22 protein-coding genes are annotated in these 20,621 nt (G+C 61.0%); all 22 read left to right on the top strand.

Features of this window, described 5'->3' with window-relative positions; all coding sequences use genetic code 11:
- The first annotated feature begins 182 nt into the window (after positions 1–182).
- The 22 genes from fliL (at position 183) to LQ215_RS26365 (ending at position 20,471) form a co-directional block, all read left to right on the top strand.
- On the top strand, positions 183–686 hold the full coding sequence (gene fliL, locus LQ215_RS26260; protein WP_013692537.1) for a flagellar basal body-associated protein FliL: 504 nt from the start codon (positions 183–185) through the stop codon (positions 684–686).
- A gap of 9 nt (positions 687–695) precedes the next feature.
- Positions 696–1,664 carry a flagellar motor switch protein FliM gene (fliM, locus tag LQ215_RS26265; protein WP_003184019.1) on the top strand — a complete coding sequence of 323 codons (969 nt, stop codon included), beginning with the start codon at positions 696–698 and terminating at the stop codon, positions 1,662–1,664.
- A gap of 59 nt (positions 1,665–1,723) precedes the next feature.
- Positions 1,724–2,182 carry a flagellar motor switch protein FliN gene (gene fliN / locus LQ215_RS26270; protein WP_003199107.1) on the top strand — a complete coding sequence of 153 codons (459 nt, stop codon included), beginning with the start codon at positions 1,724–1,726 and terminating at the stop codon, positions 2,180–2,182.
- 27 nt (positions 2,183–2,209) lie between these two features.
- Positions 2,210–2,620, top strand: coding sequence for a flagellar biosynthetic protein FliO (fliO, locus tag LQ215_RS26275; protein WP_230153262.1), 411 nt, complete (start codon positions 2,210–2,212; stop codon positions 2,618–2,620).
- Entirely contained in the window at positions 2,620–3,369 is a 750-nt protein-coding gene (fliP, locus tag LQ215_RS26280; RefSeq protein WP_053120292.1) for a flagellar type III secretion system pore protein FliP, read from the top strand. Before fliO ends, fliP begins: the two co-directional genes overlap by 1 nt.
- Positions 3,370–3,392: 23 nt before the next feature.
- On the top strand, positions 3,393–3,662 hold the full coding sequence (gene fliQ, locus LQ215_RS26285; protein ID WP_038858957.1) for a flagellar biosynthesis protein FliQ: 270 nt from the start codon (positions 3,393–3,395) through the stop codon (positions 3,660–3,662).
- Between the two features lie 10 nt (positions 3,663–3,672).
- Positions 3,673–4,449 (top strand): flagellar biosynthetic protein FliR, encoded by a 777-nt coding sequence (fliR, locus tag LQ215_RS26290; protein ID WP_230153263.1) that lies wholly within the window; start codon positions 3,673–3,675, stop codon positions 4,447–4,449.
- Between the two features lie 3 nt (positions 4,450–4,452).
- Complete coding sequence (flhB, locus tag LQ215_RS26295; protein WP_230153255.1) at positions 4,453–5,589, top strand: flagellar biosynthesis protein FlhB; 1,137 nt, start codon at positions 4,453–4,455, stop codon at positions 5,587–5,589.
- A 231-nt stretch (positions 5,590–5,820) separates the two neighbouring features.
- Complete coding sequence (flhA, locus tag LQ215_RS26300) at positions 5,821–7,950, top strand: flagellar biosynthesis protein FlhA (protein WP_230153256.1); 2,130 nt, start codon at positions 5,821–5,823, stop codon at positions 7,948–7,950.
- Between the two features lie 11 nt (positions 7,951–7,961).
- Complete coding sequence (gene flhF / locus LQ215_RS26305; protein WP_024618179.1) at positions 7,962–9,311, top strand: flagellar biosynthesis protein FlhF; 1,350 nt, start codon at positions 7,962–7,964, stop codon at positions 9,309–9,311.
- A 116-nt stretch (positions 9,312–9,427) separates the two neighbouring features.
- On the top strand, positions 9,428–10,258 hold the full coding sequence (gene fleN, locus LQ215_RS26310) for a flagellar synthesis regulator FleN (RefSeq protein ID WP_003184001.1): 831 nt from the start codon (positions 9,428–9,430) through the stop codon (positions 10,256–10,258).
- Positions 10,255–10,998, top strand: coding sequence for an RNA polymerase sigma factor FliA (gene fliA, locus LQ215_RS26315; protein WP_014337177.1), 744 nt, complete (start codon positions 10,255–10,257; stop codon positions 10,996–10,998). The genes fleN and fliA overlap by 4 nt, the downstream gene beginning before the upstream one ends.
- 167 nt (positions 10,999–11,165) lie before the next feature.
- Positions 11,166–11,537, top strand: a complete 372-nt coding sequence (locus LQ215_RS26320) for a chemotaxis response regulator CheY (protein WP_003183998.1) — start codon at positions 11,166–11,168, stop codon at positions 11,535–11,537.
- A gap of 18 nt (positions 11,538–11,555) precedes the next feature.
- A complete protein-coding gene (locus LQ215_RS26325) occupies positions 11,556–12,341 on the top strand; it encodes a protein phosphatase CheZ (protein WP_057448511.1) in 786 nt (261 codons plus the stop codon).
- A 293-nt stretch (positions 12,342–12,634) separates the two neighbouring features.
- The gene (locus tag LQ215_RS26330) at positions 12,635–14,887 is read left to right on the top strand and encodes a chemotaxis protein CheA (protein WP_230153257.1); all 2,253 of its coding nucleotides are present in this window, start codon (positions 12,635–12,637) and stop codon (positions 14,885–14,887) included.
- A gap of 48 nt (positions 14,888–14,935) precedes the next feature.
- Complete coding sequence (locus tag LQ215_RS26335; protein ID WP_230153258.1) at positions 14,936–16,063, top strand: protein-glutamate methylesterase/protein-glutamine glutaminase; 1,128 nt, start codon at positions 14,936–14,938, stop codon at positions 16,061–16,063.
- The gene (locus LQ215_RS26340; RefSeq protein WP_214913094.1) at positions 16,063–16,803 is read left to right on the top strand and encodes a flagellar motor protein; all 741 of its coding nucleotides are present in this window, start codon (positions 16,063–16,065) and stop codon (positions 16,801–16,803) included. The genes LQ215_RS26335 and LQ215_RS26340 overlap by 1 nt, the downstream gene beginning before the upstream one ends.
- 15 nt (positions 16,804–16,818) lie before the next feature.
- Complete coding sequence (gene motD, locus LQ215_RS26345) at positions 16,819–17,703, top strand: flagellar motor protein MotD (protein WP_230153259.1); 885 nt, start codon at positions 16,819–16,821, stop codon at positions 17,701–17,703.
- A gap of 49 nt (positions 17,704–17,752) precedes the next feature.
- On the top strand, positions 17,753–18,544 hold the full coding sequence (locus LQ215_RS26350) for a ParA family protein (RefSeq protein WP_003199140.1): 792 nt from the start codon (positions 17,753–17,755) through the stop codon (positions 18,542–18,544).
- A gap of 96 nt (positions 18,545–18,640) precedes the next feature.
- Complete coding sequence (locus LQ215_RS26355; RefSeq protein ID WP_230153260.1) at positions 18,641–19,516, top strand: CheW domain-containing protein; 876 nt, start codon at positions 18,641–18,643, stop codon at positions 19,514–19,516.
- Positions 19,517–19,588: 72 nt separating this feature from the next.
- Complete coding sequence (locus tag LQ215_RS26360) at positions 19,589–20,074, top strand: chemotaxis protein CheW (RefSeq protein ID WP_003199144.1); 486 nt, start codon at positions 19,589–19,591, stop codon at positions 20,072–20,074.
- Position 20,075: 1 nt separating this feature from the next.
- Entirely contained in the window at positions 20,076–20,471 is a 396-nt protein-coding gene (locus tag LQ215_RS26365; protein WP_230153261.1) for a DUF2802 domain-containing protein, read from the top strand.
- Positions 20,472–20,621: the final 150 nt, after the last annotated feature.

Genomic DNA, 20,621 nt, shown 5'->3' on the forward strand with positions numbered 1-20,621 from the left:
GTCAGTCACCCTTACCGGGGCTGGTCCACCGCTATCGCGAGCAAGCTCGCTCCCACATTGGTTTTATGGGGTTCTGAAAATCGTATCTGCCCGTCCTTTCAAGTACTGACACTTCTGGCATAACACTTGCTCCAGCCTTGCCGTGCAACAGTGAAAACCCCGATTAGTGACGGATTATTGGCATGGCGAAGAGTGAAGCAGCAGCTGTAAAAGACCCTGCAACCAAAGGCAAACTCAAGCTGATCATCATGATCGTGGTGGGTTTGCTCCTGGCGATCGGTGTGTCCGTGGGTGCGACCTGGTATTTCATGCACAGTGCTCAAAGCAAGCCGGCAGTGGCGGTCGAAGCTGCGCCAGTGGGCAAGCAGCCGGCGATTTTCGAACCGATGGCGCCGGCCTTCGTGGCCAATTACACCCAGAACGGTCGTCAACGCTACATGCAGGTGAGCATTACCCTGCTGGGCCGCAATCAGGCTGACCTGGAGGCGCTGCGGGTGCATATGCCACTGATCCGCAATAACCTGGTGATGCTGTTCTCCGGGCAGAATTTCGACACCCTGGCCACTCCGGTCGGCCAGGAAATGTTGCGTCAGAAAGCCACGGCCAGCGTGCAGGAGGTCGCTCAGAAAGAGCTTGGCAAAGTGGTGATCGAACAGTTGCTCTTCACTAACTTCGTATTGCAGTAGGAACACGACATGGCCGTGCAGGACCTGCTGTCCCAGGACGAAATCGATGCGCTGTTGCATGGTGTCGACGACGGTCTGGTACAGACCGAAAACGCTGCTGAACCGGGCAGCGTCAAAAGCTACGACCTGACCAGCCAGGATCGCATCGTTCGCGGACGCATGCCGACCCTGGAAATGATCAACGAACGTTTCGCCCGCTACACCCGCATCAGCATGTTCAACATGCTGCGCCGTTCGGCCGACGTGGCCGTCGGGGGTGTGCAAGTGATGAAGTTTGGTGAGTATGTACACTCGCTGTACGTGCCCACCAGTCTCAACCTGGTGAAGATCAAGCCGTTGCGCGGCACCGCGTTGTTCATTCTTGACGCCAAGCTGGTGTTCAAGCTGGTGGACAACTTCTTCGGTGGCGACGGTCGTCACGCCAAGATCGAGGGGCGGGAATTCACCCCGACCGAGCTGCGGGTGGTGCGCATGGTGCTGGAGCAGGCCTTCGTCGACTTGAAGGAAGCCTGGCAGGCAATCATGGAAGTGAACTTCGAGTACATCAACTCGGAAGTGAACCCGGCCATGGCCAACATCGTCGGTCCGAGCGAAGCCATTGTGGTCTCGACCTTCCACATCGAGCTCGATGGCGGTGGCGGCGACCTGCACGTGACCATGCCGTACTCGATGATCGAGCCGGTGCGCGAAATGCTCGACGCCGGTTTCCAGTCGGACCTCGACGACCAGGACGAACGCTGGATCAACGCGTTGCGCCAGGACGTGCTGGATGTCGACGTGCCGATCGGCGCGACAGTCGCTCGGCGTCAATTGCGCCTGCGGGACATCCTGCACATGCAGCCGGGGGACATCATCCCCGTCGAGATGCCGGAAGACATGATCATGCGCGCCAATGGCGTGCCGGCCTTCAAGGTCAAGATGGGCTCTCACAAAGGCAACCTGGCGTTGCAGGTGATCGAGCCGATCGAACGCCGCTGAGCGGTGTCGAATTTTTAAGTTTGCGTTTCTAACTGATTTTTGCCCGCCGAGGACAAATGATGGCTGACGATATGAATACCCAGGATGACCAGGCGCTGGCCGACGAATGGGCTGCGGCCCTGGAAGAAACCGGCGATGCCGGGCAAGCCGACATCGACGCCTTGCTGGCGGCCGACACTGGCGCCCATGCGTCCAGCCGCCTGCAGATGGAAGAATTTGGCAGCGTGCCGAAGAGTCATGAACCGGTGACGCTCGATGGTCCGAACCTGGATGTGATTCTCGATATCCCGGTGTCGATTTCCATGGAAGTGGGCAGCACCGACATCAACATCCGCAACCTGCTGCAGCTCAACCAAGGCTCGGTGATCGAACTGGACCGCCTGGCTGGCGAGCCGCTCGATGTATTGGTCAACGGCACCTTGATCGCCCATGGCGAAGTGGTGGTGGTCAACGAGAAGTTCGGCATTCGCCTGACGGACGTGATCAGCCCGAGCGAACGCATCAAGAAGTTGCGCTAAGTGAAAGGTTTCTTCGCAGCAGCCGCGATGCTGCCGTTGAGCGTGCTGGCGGCCGAACCGGTTGCCACGGCCGCCGCCGCGCCAGCAACAGGCAGTGGTGTCGCCGGGCAATTGGCGCAATTGGTGCTCGGCTTGCTGTTGGTGCTGGGCTTGATCTTCTTGCTCGCCTGGCTGTTGCGGCGTGTGCAGCAGGCGGGGCCGGCTGGCAAGGGGCAGGTCATCGACATCGTCGGTTCCCGCGCGCTCGGGCCGCGCGACCGGCTGGTGCTGGTGCAGGTCGGTAACGAGCAGATCCTGCTGGGCCTGAGCCCGGGCACCATCACCGCCTTGCACGTCCTCAAGGAGCCGGTGCAGGTGCCCTCCGCCGAGCCGGCCAGCCCCGAATTTGCCCAGCGCCTCATGGAATTGTTGGGTAAAGACCAGAAGGATAAGAAGTAATGCCGTTGCGCATTCTGTTGGCATTGGCCCTGATGCTGGCCGCACCGTTGGCGTTCGCCGCCGATCCGCTGTCGATCCCGGCGATTACCCTGGGGACCAACGCCGAAGGGGCCCAGGAATACTCGGTCAGCCTGCAGATCCTGCTGATCATGACCGCGCTGAGTTTCATCCCGGCGTTCGTCATGCTGATGACCAGTTTCACCCGGATCATCATTGTCTTTTCGATCCTGCGCCAGGCCCTGGGCCTGCAACAGACGCCCTCGAACCAGATCCTCACCGGCATGGCGCTGTTCCTGACCATGTTCATCATGGCGCCGGTGTTCGACCGGGTGAACCAGGATGCGTTGCAACCTTACCTGGCAGAAAAAATCACCGCCCAGGATGCCGTGGCCAAGGCTGAAGTGCCGATCAAGGATTTCATGCTGGCCCAGACTCGCAGCAGCGACCTGGAGCTGTTCATGCGCCTGTCCAAGCGCACCGATATTCCCAGTGCCGATCAGGCGCCGCTGACTATCCTGGTGCCGGCGTTCGTGACGTCCGAACTCAAGACCGCGTTCCAGATCGGCTTCATGATTTTCATCCCGTTCCTGATCATCGACCTGGTGGTCGCCAGCGTGCTGATGGCCATGGGCATGATGATGCTCTCGCCGCTGATCATTTCCCTGCCGTTCAAGATCATGCTGTTTGTGCTGGTGGATGGCTGGGCGTTGATCATCGGTACGCTGGCGGGCAGTTTCGGCGGTGTTTAGGCCTTTTGTGCGGGTAGGACGATATGACGCCTGAAGTAGCGGTAGACCTTTTCCGTGAAGCGCTCTGGCTGACGACCATGATGGTTGCCATCCTGGTGATCCCCAGCCTGCTGGTGGGGTTGCTGGTGGCGATGTTCCAGGCCGCGACCCAGATTAACGAACAGACCTTGAGCTTCCTGCCGCGCCTTCTGGTCATGCTGGTGACGTTGATTGTCGCCGGCCCCTGGATGGTACAAACCTTCATGGAATACATCCTGCAGTTGTACGGCAGTATTCCGCAGTTGATCGGCTGACCTCATGTCGATGCTCGCGCTGACGGACACCCAGATCAGTACCTGGGTGGCATCGTTCGTTCTGCCATTGTTTCGCGTCACCGCGGTGCTGATGAGCATGCCGGTCTTCGGCACGACCCTGGTGCCGCGGCGCGTGCGCTTGTATTTCGCCCTGGCGATTACGGTGGTGATCGCGCCTGGTTTGCCACCGATGCCGCCGGTCAATGCCCTGGATCTCAGCGGCCTGATGTTGATCGCCGAGCAGATTCTCATCGGCGCCTTGCTGGGGTTTTCGCTGCAGCTGTTCTTCCAGGCCTTCGTGGTGGCCGGGCAAATCATCTCGATCCAGATGGGCATGGCCTTCGCATCCATGGTCGATCCCACCAATGGCGTGACGACGGCCGTGATCGGTCAGTTCCTGACGATGCTGGTGACGCTGTTGTTCCTCGCCATGAACGGGCATCTGGTGGTGTTCGAGGTCTTGACCGAGAGCTTTACCACCCTGCCGGTGGGCAGTGCGTTGCTGGTCAATCATTTCTGGGAAATCGCCGGTAAGTTGGGCTGGGTCCTGGGTGCGGCGATGGTGCTGGTATTGCCGGCGATCACCGCGTTGCTGGTGGTCAACATCGCGTTTGGCGTGATGACCCGCGCGGCCCCGCAATTGAATATTTTCTCCATCGGCTTCCCGCTGACCCTCGTGCTGGGCATGGTGATTTTCTGGGTCAGCCTGGGGGATATCCTCAACCAGTATCAGCCCCTGGCCACCCAGGCCTTGCAGCTTTTACGCGACATGGCACAGGCGCGCTGAACCATGGCCGAGAGCGAGAGTGGCCAGGACAAGACAGAAGATCCCACGGACAAGCGCTTGCGCGAATCCCGGGAAAAGGGCGAGATCGCCCGCTCCAAGGAGCTCAACACGCTGGCGGTGATGCTGGCCGGGGCGGGCGGGTTGCTGATTTATGGCGGCGGGTTGGCCTTGGACCTGCTAGAGATCATGCGCCTGAATTTTTCCCTGCCTCGCGAGGTGTTGCTCTCTCCGGGGTCCATGGCCCAGCATCTGATGCACTCGGGCAAGATCGCGCTCCTGGCGGTGCAGCCGGTCCTGATCTGCTTGCTGTTGGCCGCTGTGATCGGGCCGATTTCCCTGGGCGGCTGGTTGTTCGCCGCCGGTAGCCTGGCCCCAAAATTCAGCCGGATGAACCCGGCCGCTGGGATCAAGCGCATGTTTTCCACTACGGCGCTGATGGAGTTGCTCAAGGCGTTTGGGAAATTCCTGCTGGTGCTGTTCGTCGCGCTGACGGTGTTGCAGTCCGACATCGACGATCTGCTGCGCATCGCTCACGAACCGCTGGAGCAGGCGATTATCCACAGCGTGCAGTTGGTGGGCTGGAGCACGTTGTGGATGGCTTGCGGCCTGATCCTGATCGCCGCCATCGACGTGCCGATCCAGCTGTATCAGAGCAAGCAGAAGCTGATGATGACCAAGCAGGAAGTGCGCGATGAGCACAAGGACTCGGAGGGCAAACCGGAGGTCAAACAGCGGATTCGCCAGTTGCAGCGCGAGGTGTCCCAGCGGCGGATGATGGCAGCGATCCCTGACGCCGACGTGGTCATCACCAACCCGACCCACTATGCCGTGGCGCTCAAGTACGACCCCGAGAAAGGCAACGCTCCCGTGTTGTTGGCCAAGGGCAGTGATTTCCTGGCGCTGAAGATCCGTGAGATCGCCGTGGCCAACGAGGTCATGCTGCTCGAGTCCCCCGCCCTGGCGCGGTCGATCTACTACTCCACCGAACTCGACCAGGAAATCCCTGGCGGCCTGTACCTGGCCGTGGCCCAGGTGCTGGCCTACGTCTACCAGATCCGCCAGCACCGCGCCGGCAAGGGCAAGCGCCCCGAACCGCTCAAGGACTTGCCGATCCCGCCGGATTTGCGCCGCGATTCCTGAGTCGGCTGGCACAAAACCCTGTGGGAGCGAGCTTGCTCGCGATTGCGCTGGTTCAGTCGACTATGGGTGTGACTGACAAATCGCTATCGCGAGCAAGCTCGCTCCCACAGGTCAGCGTCCCTTCAACCCCTCTATTTCAGCCTCCGACAAAAGTTGGAAGGCTTCTTGCAATACCCCGTCTGCGCCCCCTCCGGGCGTCAAAAGTTTGCTTCACAGGCACGGGGAATATTGGTGGATCGCTCTCAGTTACTCAGCACCGCGCGCAGCAATGTAGCCGACCTCAGCCGGGGTAATCTTGGCGTGCCGTTGTTGCTGATGATCATGCTTGCCATGATGATGCTGCCGGTGCCGCCGTTCCTGCTGGACGTGTTCTTCACGTTCAACATCGCCCTGTCGATCGTCGTGCTGCTGGTGTGCGTATACGCCCTGCGGCCGTTGGACTTTGCGGTGTTCCCGACCATTCTGCTGGTGGCGACGCTCATGCGCCTGGCGCTGAACGTGGCATCCACCCGGGTGGTCATGCTTCATGGCCAGGATGGGCACGCCGCCGCCGGCAAGGTGATCCAGGCCTTCGGTGAGGTGGTGATCGGCGGTAACTACGTGGTCGGTATCGTGGTCTTCGCCATCCTGATGATCATCAACTTCGTCGTGGTGACCAAAGGCGCCGGGCGGATTTCCGAGGTGAGTGCGCGTTTTACCCTCGATGCGATGCCCGGCAAGCAAATGGCGATCGACGCCGACCTCAACGCCGGCCTGATCGACCAGAGCCAGGCCAAGCTGCGTCGCCTGGAAGTGGCCCAGGAGGCGGAGTTCTACGGTTCCATGGACGGTGCCAGCAAATTCGTGCGCGGTGACGCCATCGCCGGTTTGCTGATCCTGTTCATCAACCTGATCGGCGGCATGGCCGTTGGTATTTTCCAGCACAACATGACGTTCGGCGACGCTGGCAAGGTCTACGCCTTGTTGACCATTGGTGACGGTTTGGTGGCGCAATTGCCATCACTGTTGTTATCCACAGCTGCCGCGATCATGGTGACCCGAGCTTCGGGCTCCGAAGACATGGGCAAGCAGATCGGGCGGCAGATGTTCGCCTCGCCCAAGGCACTGGCGGTTGCCGCCGGGCTGATGGCGGTGATGGGCCTGGTGCCAGGCATGCCGCACTTTTCCTTCCTGAGCATGGCTGCCCTGGCTGGCGGCGGTGCCTACCTGTTCTGGAAAAAACAGAACGTGCAGAAAGTCCAGGCCCTGCAAGAGGTCAAGCGCCAGCAGGAACTGCTGCCGTCGCCGGCCCGCGCCATGGAAACCAAGGAACTGGGCTGGGATGATGTCACCCCGATTGACATGATCGGCCTGGAAGTCGGTTATCGCCTGATTCCGTTGGTCGATCGTAACCAGGGTGGTCAATTGCTGGCGCGGATCAAGGGGGTGCGCAAGAAGCTCTCCCAAGACCTGGGCTTCCTGATGCCCACCGTGCATATCCGCGACAACCTCGACCTGGCGCCGAGCGCCTATCGCCTGACCTTGATGGGAGTGATCCTGGCCGAAGCCGAGATCTACCCCGATCGCGAATTGGCAATCAACCCCGGACAGGTCTATGGCAGCCTCAACGGCATCACCGCCAAGGATCCGGCTTTCGGCCTGGAAGCGGTGTGGATCGAAATCAGCCAGCGGGCCCAGGCCCAGTCCCTCGGCTATACCGTGGTGGACGCCAGTACGGTGGTGGCGACCCACTTGAACCAGATCCTGTACAAACACTCCAGCGAGCTGATCGGCCACGAAGAAGTCCAGCAACTCCTGCAAGTACTGGCCAAAGGCTCGCCGAAGCTGGCCGAAGAGCTGGTGCCGGGTGTGGTTTCGTTGTCGCAGTTGCTTAAGGTGCTGCAGGCGCTATTGGCCGAACAGGTGCCAGTGCGCGACATACGCAGTATTGCCGAGGCTATCGCCAACAACGCCTCCAAGAGTCAAGATACCGCCGCCCTGGTGGCTGCGGTTCGGGTCGGCGTGTCCCGCGCAATCGTCCAAAGCATTGTAGGCACTGAGTCTGAGCTGCCTGTGATCACCTTGGAGCCAAGGTTGGAACAGATATTGCTCAATAGTCTGCAGAAGGCAGGACAAGGCTCGGAAGAGGGTGTTCTGCTGGAGCCAAGCATGGCCGAGAAGCTGCAGCGTTCGCTGATCGAAGCAGCCCAGCGGCAAGAGATGCAAGGCCAACCGGTGATCCTGCTGGTGGCCGGTCCGATTCGCGCGATGCTTTCGCGATTCGGGCGCCTCGCGGTCCCGGGGCTGCATGTGCTGGCGTACCAGGAAATACCGGACAACAAGCAAGTGACCATCGTTGCGACAGTAGGGCCCAACGGCTGAGGTAGTGGTTTATGCAAGTGAAGCGTTTTTTCGCCGCCGACATGCGTCAGGCCATGAAACTGGTTCGTGACGAGCTGGGCGCTGAAGCAGCCATCATCGGCAACCGTCGTATCGCCGGCGGTGTCGAGCTGACGGCCGCTCTGGATTACAAATTGTCGGCGCTGGCTCCACGGGTTCCGAACATGGAACTCGAAGACGAGCTGCGCAAGACCCAATCGCGCATCGCCAGCGCCCAGGCCGAACTGAGCCTGCGCAGCAGCGAAGGCGAGGGCGCAGCGGGCACCAATCGTCAATTGTTCGCTGGTCAGCCGCTGACGGCCGGCCTGCCGTTGACCGCTGCCGAACCGTTGATCGAGCAGGCCCACGCCGAACCGCGTCGTCCTGAGCCGGCGCCCGCAGCGCCTGCCCGAGGTGTCGATCCGCGCGCCCTGGACTCGATGCGCTTTGAACTCAACAGCCTGCGCGAGCTGATGGAAGTCCAGCTCGGCTCCCTGGCCTGGAACCAGCTGCAAGGCAGTCGTCCGGCCCAGGCCAACCTGTGGCGTCGCCTGCAACGCATCGGCCTGTCCGGCCCGTTGTCCCGGGACCTGCTGGCGCTGATCAACGGTATCGAAGAGCCGCGCCAGGCCTGGCGCATGTTGCTGGCCCACCTGGCGCGGATGATCGCGACCCCGGAAGTCGAGCCGCTGGAAGAGGGTGGAGTGATTGCCATGGTCGGTCCTGCCGGCATGGGCAAGACCACCACCCTGGCCAAGCTCGCCGCCCGTTATGTACTCAAGTACGGTGCCCAGAGCATTGCCCTGGTGAGCATGGACAGTTTCCGCATCGGCGCCCAGGAGCAACTCAAGACCCTCGGCCGGATCCTCAATGTGTCGGTGACCCATGTGGATCCGGGCCAGTCCCTGGCCCAGGCGCTGGAGCCGCTGCTGCGCAAGCGCGTCGTGCTGATCGATACCGCAGGCCTGCAAGCCAGCGATCCAGCCCTGCGCATGCAGCTCGAAAGCCTGGCCGGACGCGGTATCAAGTCAAAAAATTATCTCGTGTTGGCAACCACCAGCCAGAAACAGGTTCTAACCGCCGCATACCACAGCTACAAACGCTGCGGGCTGGCCGGCTGCATCCTGACTAAGCTGGACGAAACGGCAAGCCTGGGCGAGGTGTTGAGCCTGGCGATCGGTCATGAACTACCGGTGGCCTACCTGACCGACGGGCCGCGGATCCCGGATGATTTGCATCTACCGCGCCGTCATCAACTGGTCAGTCGTGCCGTGAGTGTGCAAATGCAGGAAGAACCCAGCGAAGAAGCCATGGCTGATATGTTCGCTGATATCTACCACAGCCCGACCAAGCAGGTCGGCTGAGGTAATCATGAATATTTTTTGTACCTACATCGATGGTCTGCCATGCATTGTTCCGTATGCGAACGCGCAGCCAGTAATGTGGCCTCCGTCTAAGTAAGACAAGGTAAAGAACGAACATGGGCAGCATGCATCCCGTACAGGTGATCGCGGTGACCGGCGGCAAAGGTGGCGTCGGGAAGACTAACGTGTCAGTGAACTTGTCCCTGGCTCTGGCAGAGCTTGGCCGACGGGTCATGCTGCTGGACGCCGACCTGGGCCTGGCGAACGTCGACGTGTTGTTGGGGCTTACACCCAAACGCACGCTGGCGGACGTCATAGAAGGGCGCTGTGAACTGCGCGACGTGTTGTTGCAGGGGCCGGGCGGGATTCGCATCGTGCCGGCTGCCTCAGGCACCCAGAGCATGGTTCACCTGACCCCGGCCCAGCACGCGGGCCTGATCCAGGCGTTCAGCGACATCGGCGACAACCTCGATGTGCTGGTAATCGACACCGCCGCCGGTATCGGTGACTCGGTCGTCAGTTTCGTGCGCGCGGCCCAGGAAGTGCTGCTGGTGGTCTGCGACGAACCGACGTCCATCACCGACGCCTATGCCCTGATCAAGTTGCTTAACCGCGACTATGGCATGAACCGCTTCCGCGTCCTGGCCAACATGGCCCAGAGCCCGCAGGAAGGACGCAACCTGTTCGCCAAGTTGACCAAGGTCACCGATCGCTTCCTGGACGTCGCCCTACAATACGTCGGCGCAGTGCCTTACGACGAAAGCGTACGCAAGGCCGTCCAGAAGCAACGTGCCGTTTATGAAGCCTTTCCACGTTCCAAATGCGCGCTGGCGTTCAAGGCTATCGCCCAGAAGGTCGATACCTGGCCGCTGCCGGCCAACCCTCGCGGGCATCTGGAATTTTTCGTCGAGCGTCTCGTGCAACAAACAGCAGGGCCCGTGCTATGACAGCCAGCGGTTACAACCATCTCTACAAAAAATCGGCACGGGACGCCCAATACGAACTGATCGAGCGCTACGCGCCACTGGTCAAGCGTATCGCCTATCACTTGCTGGCGCGGTTGCCGGCCAGTGTCCAGGTCGAAGACTTGATCCAGGCAGGCATGATCGGCCTGCTCGAAGTGTCGAACAAATACGACGCGAGCAAAGGCGCGAGTTTCGAGACGTATGCCGGTATTCGCATTCGCGGCGCCATGCTCGATGAAGTCCGCAAGGGCGATTGGGCGCCGCGTTCGGTACACCGCAATACCCGCATGGTCAGTGATGCAATTCGGGCAATTGAAGCTAAAACCGGGCGTGACGCTAAAGATCACGAGGTTGCGGCCGAACTCCAGTTGAGTCTCGACGATTATTACGGGATTTTGAACGATACCTTGGGCAGCCGCCTGTTCAGTTTCGACGACCTGTTGCAGGACGGCGAGCATGAAGGGCTGCACGAGGATAACGCGAGTGCTCACATGGAGCCGTCGCGTGACCTGGAAGATGAACGTTTCCAGAGCGCGCTGGCGGATGCGATTGCCAATTTGCCGGAGCGTGAGCGACTGGTCTTGGCGTTGTACTACGACGAAGAGCTGAACCTCAAGGAAATCGGTGAGGTCCTGGGGGTCAGCGAATCGCGGGTCAGCCAGTTACACAGCCAGTGCGCGGCCCGTTTGCGGGGGCGTTTGGGGGAGTGGCGAGCGCGTTGACAGGCAGTGTGGGGACACTGCGAACGAGGCTGGCCTGGCAGGTACTGCGCCAGTCTCCATCCGTTGTGCTCCAGACCGTCGTCGAGTGTTGTGCCGGATTGATTGAAATGGCGCGTCCAGGTGCTGGGCGCGTTTAAGACTGCTTGGAGGTCGAATTGGACAAGAACATGAAAATCCTCATCGTTGATGACTTCTCAACGATGCGGCGGATCATAAAAAACCTGTTGCGTGACCTTGGGTTCACCAACACGGTCGAGGCCGACGATGGCACCACTGCCATTCCGGTCCTCAACAGCGGGAGCATCGACTTTCTGGTGACTGACTGGAACATGCCCGGCATGACCGGTATCGACTTGCTGCGCCATGTGCGCGCCGACGAAAAACTCAAGCATCTTCCGGTGCTGATGGTCACTGCCGAAGCCAAGCGCGAGCAGATCATCGAAGCGGCCCAGGCCGGTGTGAACGGCTATGTGGTCAAACCCTTCACGGCCCAGGCGTTGAAAGAGAAGATCGAAAAAATCTTCGAACGCATCGGTTAACGGCGCCACGGGGGAGCTATGGACAACGAATCTTCAATGGGCGATTTCGAATCGACCCTGAAAAAACATGCCCGCGAACTGGTCGACAGCCTTGAAAAAGGTCGCTTTGGCGATGCGGTTCAAATGATCCATGAGCTCAACCAGACCCGTGACCGCGGTCTGTATCAGGAGGTGGGCAAGCTCACGCGTGAATTGCACAGCGCGATTGTCAATTTCCAGATCGACCCGAATATGCCGCAGGCCGAGGAAGTCTCGCAGATTACCGACGCCACCGAGCGCCTGGGTTATGTGGTCAAGCTGACCGAGGCCGCGGCCAACCGCACCATGGATTTGGTGGAAAGCGCAACGCCGTTGGTCAATGGCCTGAGCGACGAAGCCCAGGCCTTGAGCACCGACTGGGGTCGGTTCATGCGGCGCGAAGTCGGCGCCGAAGAGTTTCGGGAGCTGGCCCGTCGGGTCGACGGTTTCCTGACGCGCAGCAGCACCGAAAACCGCGCGGTGGCAAGCAATCTCAACGACATTCTGCTGGCTCAGGACTATCAGGACCTGACCGGCCAAGTGATCAAGCGCGTGACCCAATTGGTCACCGAAGTGGAAAGCAACCTGCTCAAACTGGTGTTGATGGCCAGCCAGGTCGACCGCTTTGCAGGCATCGAACACGACCGTGAAGCGATGCTTGCTGAAAAAGATCCACAAAAACATCTCTCTCAGGGTGAAGGTCCGCAGATTCATGCCGATAAAAGAGAAGACGTTATGTCCGGTCAGGACGATGTGGACGATTTGCTGTCCAGCCTTGGATTCTGAGTTGGTAGGTCGTGATGACGGTTAATGCCGGTCGCGCCGCGCCCCACAAGGCGCAAGACTAGGCACGAGGAGTGTGGTTTGGTCTTCCAAATGAACGACGAGTAACGACGGATTGCGCCTTGTGGGGCGCGGCCCGAAGGGTTGGAGCTGTGAGCGCGCCATGCCGCGTTGCGAGACTTGGTAAGGAAACAACCCTTACCCGCGTCTCGCGCCTTGCCTGGCACGCTCACAGCTCCAACGCGATCCGGCATTAACCGTCATCACGACCTACCCTGTTTTAGGAGCAGCCATTAATGAGCTTCGGCGCCGATGAAGAGATCCTTCAGGATTTCCTGGTTGAGGCCGGCGAGATTCTAGAGCAACTGTCCGAGCAACTGGTCGAGCTGGAAAGCCGACCAGATGATGCGGATCTGCTCAATGCAATTTTTCGCGGTTTCCACACTGTAAAAGGAGGCGCCGGCTTCCTCCAGCTCAACGAGCTGGTGGAGTGCTGTCACATTGCCGAGAACGTGTTCGACATCCTGCGCAAGGGTGAGCGTCGCGTTGATTCGGAACTGATGGACGTGGTGCTTGAAGCGCTGGATGCGGTCAACAGCATGTTCAGCGAAGTGCGTGAGCGCTCGCCGATCACCGCTGCCACCCCTGAATTGCTCGCCGCGTTGGCACGCCTGGCGGAGCCGCAATCGGCTGATGAAGCGGCTCCGGTTGCCGAGGCAGTGGCTGAAGAACCGGTCGCCGAAGAGTCGGGCGACATCACCGATAACGAATTTGAACAACTGCTGGATTCGCTGAACGCCGTCAAGGCCCAAGCCGAAGCCCCGGCGGCACCTGCTGCGCCGCCCGCCAATGCAACGGCTCACGCCGGTGATGAAATCACCGACGACGAGTTCGAGTCATTGCTCGACCAGCTCCATGGCAAAGGCCAGTTCGCTCCCGATGCGGTCACGCCGGCGGCGACTCCGGCTGCCCCGAAAGCCGCGGGCGACAGCTCGGACATCACCGACGACGAATTCGAAGCCTTGCTCGATCAGTTGCATGGCAAGGGCACCTTTGCCGTTGACGCGCTGGATTCAGCCATCGCTTCGGCGCCGACACCGGCCAAGCCTGCTGCCGCTACCGCTGGCAGCGACCTGATCAGCGATCACGAATTCGAATCACTGCTCGACGAGTTGCATGGCAAGGGCAAGTTCAGCGAAGTCGGTACCGCTTCTGCTGCGCCTGCTGCAACTGCGGCTGCACCGGCGGCCAAGGCTGCGCCCAAGCCGGCTGCCAAGGCACCGGAACCGAAGGCCGAACCCGCCAAGCCTGCCGCTGCCGCCGCCCCGGCGCCAGCCCGTGCTCCGGCGGCTGCGCCAGCGGAAAAACCGGCCAGCGAAGCCGAGACCACCGTTCGGGTCGACACCGCACGCCTGGACGAGATCATGAACATGGTCGGCGAACTGGTGCTGGTGCGTAACCGTCTGGTGCGCCTGGGTCTCAACAGCCAGGACGAAGCCATGTCCAAGGCCGTGTCGAACCTCGACGTGGTCACGGCGGACCTGCAGACCGCGGTCATGAAGACCCGGATGCAGCCGATCAAGAAAGTCTTCGGGCGCTTCCCGCGCCTGGTTCGCGACCTGGCTCGCCAGCTCAAGAAAGAAATCAACCTGGAACTGGTGGGTGAAGAGACCGACCTCGACAAGAACCTTGTCGAGGCCCTGGCCGACCCGCTGGTCCACTTGGTGCGCAACGCGGTCGACCACGGCATCGAGTCGCCGGAAGAACGCGAAGCCTCGGGCAAGGTCCGCAGCGGCAAGGTGATCCTGGCCGCCGAGCAGGAGGGCGACCACATCCTGCTGTCGATCTCCGACGACGGCAAAGGCATGGACCCGAACGTGCTGCGTTCCATCGCGGTGAAACGCGGTGTGATGGACAAGGATGCCGCCGACCGCCTGAGCGACACCGAGTGCTACAACCTGATCTTCGCCCCGGGCTTCTCGACCAAGACCGAGATTTCCGACGTGTCGGGCCGTGGCGTGGGCATGGACGTGGTGAAAACCAAGATTTCCCAGCTCAACGGTTCGATCAATATCTACTCGACCAAGGGCCAGGGCTCGAAGATCGTCATCAAGGTCCCGTTGACCCTGGCGATCATGCCGACCCTGATGGTGATGCTGGGCAACCAGGCCTTCGCCTTCCCGCTGGTCAACGTCAACGAAATCTTCCACCTCGACCTGTCGCGCACCAACGTGGTGGACGGCCAGGAAGTGGTGATCGTACGGGACAAGGCACTGCCACTGTTCTACCTCAAGCGCTGGCTGGTCAGCTCCGCCGCTCATGTGGAGCAAGGCGAGGGCCATGTGGTGATCCTTTCGGTGGGCACCCAGCGGATCGGCTTCGTCGTCGACCAATTGGTGGGCCAGGAAGAAGTGGTCATCAAGCCGTTGGGCAAGATGCTCCAGGGCACCCCGGGCATGTCCGGCGCCACCATCACCGGCGACGGTCGCATCGCGTTGATTCTCGATGTGCCAAGCATGCTCAAGCGTTACGCCGCCCGGCGTATTTGATTCTGGAGGGGCGTGGCCCAGGGCCGCGCCTCGTCTAACGGAGTGTTTATGGTAGTTAAAGTCCTGGTGGTGGACGATTCGGGGTTTTTCCGCCGCCGCGTCTCGGAAATTCTTTCGGCGGACACGAGTATTCAGGTCGTCGGTACCGCGACCAATGGCAAAGAGGCGATCGATCAGGCCCTGGCACTCAAGCCGGACGTGATCACCATGGACTACGAAATGCCGATGATGGACGGCATCACGGCCGTGCGGCATATCATGCAGCGCTGCCCGACCCCGGTATTGATGTTCTCGTCCCTGACCCATGAAGGCGCTCGGGTGACCCTCGATGCGTTGGACGCCGGGGCGGTGGATTTCCTGCCGAAGAATTTCGAAGACATTTCGCGCAACCCCGACAAAGTCCGGCAGTTGCTGTGCGAAAAGGTCCATAGCATTTCCCGCAGCAATCGCCGTGTCGGTGCCTACAGCGCACCGGCGCCAGCCCCTGCTGCGGCGCCAAGCCCGGCGCCGACTGCATCGAGCAGCTTCAATCCGGCACCGGTACGCAGTGCACCAGCACCTGCGCCGGCTCGTCCGGCAGCCGCTAGTAGCTCGTCGCCGGCGCCCAAGCGCAAAGCCTACAAGCTGGTCGCTATCGGTACGTCCACGGGTGGTCCGGTGGCGTTGCAACGGGTCCTGACCCAGTTGCCGGCCAACTTTCCGGCGCCCATCGTGCTGATCCAGCACATGCCGGCTGCGTTCACCAAGGCATTCGCGGAGCGTCTGGACAAGCTGTGCAACATCAGCGTCAAGGAAGCCGAGGATGGCGACATCCTGCGTCCAGGCCTGGCGTTGCTGGCACCGGGTGGCAAGCAGATGATGATCGATGGCCGCGGCGCGGTGAAAATCCTGCCGGGCGACGAGCGTCTGAACTACAAGCCTTGCGTGGACATTACCTTCGGTTCCGCGGCCAAGTCCTACGGTGACAAGGTTCTGGCGGTGGTGCTCACCGGCATGGGCGCCGACGGTCGCGAAGGCGCGCGCCTGCTCAAGCAGGGCGGCAGTGCGATCTGGGCCCAGGACGAAGCCAGCTGCGTGATCTACGGCATGCCGATGGCCATCGTAAAGGCTGATCTTGCCGACGCGGTGTATGGATTGGACGACATCGGTAGACACCTGGTCGAGGCCTGTCTGTAATGGATGTGCTCAGCCTGATCGGCATCATCATGGCGTTCGTCGCCATCATTGGCGGCAATTATCTGGAAGGCGGCCATCTGGGCGCGCTGGCCAACGGTCCGGCGGCATTGATCGTGATCGGTGGCACCATTGGCGCGGCGTTGTTGCAGTCGCCCATGAGCGCTTTCAAGCGCGCCATGCAAGTGCTGATCTGGATTCTGTTCCCGCCCCGTGTCGACCTGGCCGGGGGTATCGATCGTGTGGTGAACTGGAGCCTGACCGCTCGCAAGGAAGGCCTGCTGGGACTGGAAGGGGTGGCCGATGCCGAGCCCGACAGCTACTCACGCAAAGGCCTGCAATTGCTGGTGGACGGCGCCGAGCCGGAAGCCATCCGCAGCATCCTGGAAGTGGATTTCTACACCCAGGAAAGCCGCGACATCGAGGCGGCCAAGGTCTTCGAAAGCATGGGCGGCTACGCGCCGACCATCGGCATCATCGGTGCGGTGATGGGCCTGATCCATGTGATGGGCAACCTGGCAGATCCTTCGCAGCTGGGCAGCGGCATCGCCGTGGCGTTCGTTGCCACGATCTATGGCGTGGCGAGTGCCAACCTGGTGCTGCTGCCCATCGCGGCCAAGCTCAAGTCCATCGCGTTGCGCCAGTCGCGCTATCGCGAAATGCTGCTGGAAGGGATCCTGTCGATCGCCGAAGGTGAAAACCCACGCTCCATTGAGTTGAAGCTCCAGGGCTTCATGGACTGATGGGAGGCATGGGGCATGGCACGTCGCAGACACCGTGAAGAACACGTCAACCATGAACGCTGGCTGGTTTCCTACGCCGACTTCATCACGTTGCTGTTCGCCTTTTTTGTGGTCATGTATTCGATCTCGTCGGTCAACGAAGGCAAGTACAAAGTTATTTCCGAGGCGTTGATCGGCGTCTTCACGGATTCCGACCGCGCGCTCAAACCGATTCCCATCGGCGATGAGCGCCCCAAGACCACCACGCCGGCCAAGCCCTTGGTCAAGGACAGCGAACAGGTCGATGCCGGTATCGCTGGCGGTAGCGATCCATTGAAAAGCATCGCCGACGATATCAGCGCGGCGTTCGGTGATCTGATCAGCTCCAACCAGATGACCGTGCGCGGCAATGAGTTGTGGGTCGAGATCGAGCTCAATTCCAGCCTGTTGTTCGGCAGCGGCGACGCCATGCCCAGCGACATGGCGTTCAACATCATCGATAAGGTCGCGGCGATCCTCAAACCCTTCGACAACCCGATCCATGTCGAAGGTTTCACGGACGACCAGCCGATCCGTACCGCGCAATACCCGACCAACTGGGAACTGTCCTCGGCCCGTTCGGCGAGCATCGTGCGCATGCTGGCGATGCAGGGTGTGAACCCCGGTCGCCTGGCCTCGGTGGGCTACGGCGAGTTCCAGCCGGTCGCCAACAACGCCACGGCCGAGGGGCGTGCGCGCAACCGCCGGGTGGTGCTGGTGGTGTCGCGCAACCTCGATGTGCGCCGCAGCCTGACCGGTACCGGTACGGCCAAGGCAACTCCGGATGCAGCATTGAAGCGGGCTGGCACACAAACTGCACCGGCTCCGGTCAAGTCGCCGGGAAGACAGAGTGCCGTCAATTCTCCGTCACCCGCTTTATAACCGAGCTATTTCTCGGCCGAGCCTGTTTCGGCCGGGAGGAACGATCCGAATGAGAGTCTGGGCAGTCGCCAATCAAAAAGGTGGTGTGGGCAAGACCACATCTTCCATCGCTTTAGCCGGGTTACTGGCCGAGGCGGGCAAGCGCGTGGTCATCGTCGACCTGGACCCCCATGGCTCGATGACCAGCTATTTCGGCTACGATCCCGACAGCCTGGAGCACAGCAACTACGACCTGTTCCTGCACAAGGGCGTTGTGCCCGAGGGCCTGCCGGGGCAGTTGCTGTTGTCCACCAGCGACGAGCGGATTTCCCTGCTGCCATCGAGCACGGCCCTGGCTACCCTGGAGCGCCAGTCGCCCGGGCAGGGCGGGTTGGGCCTGGTGATCGCCAAGAGTCTGGCGCAACTGTGGCAGGATTTCGATTACGCGATCATCGACAGCCCGCCGTTGTTGGGTCTGCTGATGGTCAATGCCTTGGCCGCCAGCCAGCAATTAGTGATCCCGGTGCAGACCGAGCACTTGGCCGTCAAGGGCCTGGAGCGCATGGTCAATACACTGGCGATGGTCAACCGCTCGCGCAAGCAGACGCTGGCCTTCAACATCGTGCCAACCCTGTTCGATCGACGCACCCAGGCGTCCCTGGGCACCCTGCGGGTGTTGCGGGACAAGTACCCCGAGGACATCTGGCAAGGCTATATCCCCGTCGATACCCGCTTGCGGGACGCCAGCCGCGCCGGTGTGACCCCATCGCAATTCGATGGCAAGAGCCGCGGCGTGCTGGCCTATCGGGCGCTGCTCAAGCACCTGCTGACCCAACAGCTTGTTCCGCAGCAGGTGGCTTAAGGTGACGAGGCTTTCCACTGGCATTGTGTTCGCTTGCGAACGCTCAAGTCCTACCGCATTCATGCCGATAACCTCTTCAAGTGGCGCACTGTTCCTATGAGCCGCCCGATAAAGACAACCTCGCGTCCGCAAATGGCCCTGCAGTCCTATCTGGATGGGCTATTGCAGGAAGCGACCGAAGAATTGCCACCACAGCCAAGCGTGATCGAGGCGTTGCCCGAGAACGTCGAAGCCAAGGGTGTGCTGGATGAGTTTCAGGCGGCCGTGCTCGAAGAGCAGGCCCGTGATGCACAGAAATCAGTAGTGGCTGCGGCGGTCGAGGCACCGTTTATCAAGCCCCAGGTGGCGGTCATGGACGCGCCTGCGCCGATCCTGGCGCCGGTCTCGACCGTTGCCCCGCTGCTGCAGGGCCTGGTGACGCCGGTGGTGGAAGTCCACTTGCCGCCGAGCAACCCACCGCCACCGGTGCCGGGCGACGATCGACCGGCCTGGGCTGCCGAGCCGTTCGAGTGTTTGTTGTTCGATGTGGCCGGGTTGACCCTGGCGGTGCCGCTGGTATGCCTGGGATCGATTTATTCCCTGGCCGGGCAGGAATTGACGCCGTTGTTTGGCCAGCCGGAATGGTTCCTCGGAATCCTGCCGAGCCAGGCCGGCAACCTGAAGGTACTGGATACGGCGCGCTGGGTCATGCCGGACCGTTATCGCGATGACTTTCGCCAGGGTTTGCAGTACGTGATTTCAGTGCAGGGTTACGAGTGGGGTTTGGCGGTGCATCAGGTCAGCCGCTCGCTGCGCCTGGACCCGAACGAGATCAAGTGGCGCAGCCATCGAGGGCAACGGCCATGGCTGGCCGGTACGGTGATCGAGCATATGTGCGCCTTGCTGGACGTTTCCGAGCTGGCGGAGCTGATCGCCAGCGGCGGGGCAAAACACCTGGGTGGCAGTAAGAAGCCGGTCCAGAAACCGAAATAAGATAACCGGCGGCGCCCAGCGTCGTCGGACAGAATACACGCCGCCACAGGCGGTTTTTCGAGGGGTCAGGGTATGAATGATAAGGCGTCGTCTCAAAAGGGTTCTGAAGATCCGATTCTGCAATGGGTGACCTTCAAGCTCGATAACGAAACCTACGGCATCAACGTGATGCGCGTTCAGGAAGTGCTGCGCTATACCGAGATCGCCCCGGTACCGGGTGCACCGAGCTACGTGCTGGGCATCATCAACCTGCGTGGCAACGTGGTCACGGTGATCGATACCCGCCAGCGTTTCGGCCTGATGAATGCCGAGATCAGCGACAACACCCGGATCGTCATCATCGAAGCCGACAAGCAAGTGGTCGGGATCATGGTCGACAGCGTCGCCGAAGTGGTTTACCTGCGTCAGTCGGAAATCGAGACGGCGCCGAACGTGGGTAACGAAGAATCCGCCAAGTTCATTCAGGGCGTGTGCAACAAGAACAACGAGTTGCTGATTCTGGTTGAACTGGACAAGATGATGAGCGAAGAAGAGTGGTCGGAACTGGAGAGTATCTGATTTGATTCTTGAGGTAGCAGTCATTGTCCTGTTCCTTTTCTGGGCAGGCACGCTGGCGATGTTCTTGGCGTACATACGTGGCCAGCGGCTGATCGCCGCTCAGCAGGCCCAGGGCGATGCGCTGCGCGATCAGCGCATCAAGGACCTGGCCAAGCGGGTCGACGATTATCAGAACGGCACCGTGCGCATGGGCGAAGCGCTCCATGAGCTGCGTGCCGTGGTCGCGCCGTTGCCGGATAAACTCGCCCAACTGGAACAGCGCGACCCCTCCAGCCTGTCCTTCGCCCAGGCCGCCCGCCTGGTGGGCATGGGCGCCAGTGTCGACGAACTGACCCAAGCCTGCGGCCTGACCCAGGCCGAGGCGGAGTTGATGAGTAAGCTGCATAAGGGCGGCTGATCGCCTTCACCCCGCGATCCAATTGTGGGAGCGAGCTTGCTCGCGATAGCGGTGTGACAGTCAATAGCGATGTTGAATGTGGCCCGTCATCGCGAGCAAGCTCGCTCCCACAGGTTTTTCTGGCGCTTGCTTCTAATCATTCCAGCCAGC

Origin of the sequence: Pseudomonas brassicacearum (assembly GCF_918698105.1) — a bacterium.
In the GTDB taxonomy this organism is placed as follows: domain Bacteria; phylum Pseudomonadota; class Gammaproteobacteria; order Pseudomonadales; family Pseudomonadaceae; genus Aquipseudomonas; species Aquipseudomonas brassicacearum_F.

Coding starts and splice junctions, on each gene's coding strand:
- LQ215_RS26360 (WP_003199144.1), top strand. CDS start 19,589: ATGAATGATAAGGCGTCGTCTCAAAAGGGTTCTGAAGATCCGATTCTG.
- flhB (WP_230153255.1), top strand. CDS start 4,453: ATGGCCGAGAGCGAGAGTGGCCAGGACAAGACAGAAGATCCCACGGAC.
- fliP (WP_053120292.1), top strand. CDS start 2,620: ATGCCGTTGCGCATTCTGTTGGCATTGGCCCTGATGCTGGCCGCACCG.
- fliN (WP_003199107.1), top strand. CDS start 1,724: ATGGCTGACGATATGAATACCCAGGATGACCAGGCGCTGGCCGACGAA.
- LQ215_RS26335 (WP_230153258.1), top strand. CDS start 14,936: ATGGTAGTTAAAGTCCTGGTGGTGGACGATTCGGGGTTTTTCCGCCGC.
- flhF (WP_024618179.1), top strand. CDS start 7,962: ATGCAAGTGAAGCGTTTTTTCGCCGCCGACATGCGTCAGGCCATGAAA.
- LQ215_RS26330 (WP_230153257.1), top strand. CDS start 12,635: ATGAGCTTCGGCGCCGATGAAGAGATCCTTCAGGATTTCCTGGTTGAG.
- LQ215_RS26355 (WP_230153260.1), top strand. CDS start 18,641: ATGAGCCGCCCGATAAAGACAACCTCGCGTCCGCAAATGGCCCTGCAG.
- fliQ (WP_038858957.1), top strand. CDS start 3,393: ATGACGCCTGAAGTAGCGGTAGACCTTTTCCGTGAAGCGCTCTGGCTG.
- LQ215_RS26320 (WP_003183998.1), top strand. CDS start 11,166: ATGAAAATCCTCATCGTTGATGACTTCTCAACGATGCGGCGGATCATA.
- LQ215_RS26350 (WP_003199140.1), top strand. CDS start 17,753: ATGAGAGTCTGGGCAGTCGCCAATCAAAAAGGTGGTGTGGGCAAGACC.
- fliL (WP_013692537.1), top strand. CDS start 183: ATGGCGAAGAGTGAAGCAGCAGCTGTAAAAGACCCTGCAACCAAAGGC.
- fliO (WP_230153262.1), top strand. CDS start 2,210: ATGCTGCCGTTGAGCGTGCTGGCGGCCGAACCGGTTGCCACGGCCGCC.
- motD (WP_230153259.1), top strand. CDS start 16,819: ATGGCACGTCGCAGACACCGTGAAGAACACGTCAACCATGAACGCTGG.
- LQ215_RS26325 (WP_057448511.1), top strand. CDS start 11,556: ATGGACAACGAATCTTCAATGGGCGATTTCGAATCGACCCTGAAAAAA.
- fliM (WP_003184019.1), top strand. CDS start 696: ATGGCCGTGCAGGACCTGCTGTCCCAGGACGAAATCGATGCGCTGTTG.
- LQ215_RS26340 (WP_214913094.1), top strand. CDS start 16,063: ATGGATGTGCTCAGCCTGATCGGCATCATCATGGCGTTCGTCGCCATC.
- fliA (WP_014337177.1), top strand. CDS start 10,255: ATGACAGCCAGCGGTTACAACCATCTCTACAAAAAATCGGCACGGGAC.
- fleN (WP_003184001.1), top strand. CDS start 9,428: ATGGGCAGCATGCATCCCGTACAGGTGATCGCGGTGACCGGCGGCAAA.
- fliR (WP_230153263.1), top strand. CDS start 3,673: ATGCTCGCGCTGACGGACACCCAGATCAGTACCTGGGTGGCATCGTTC.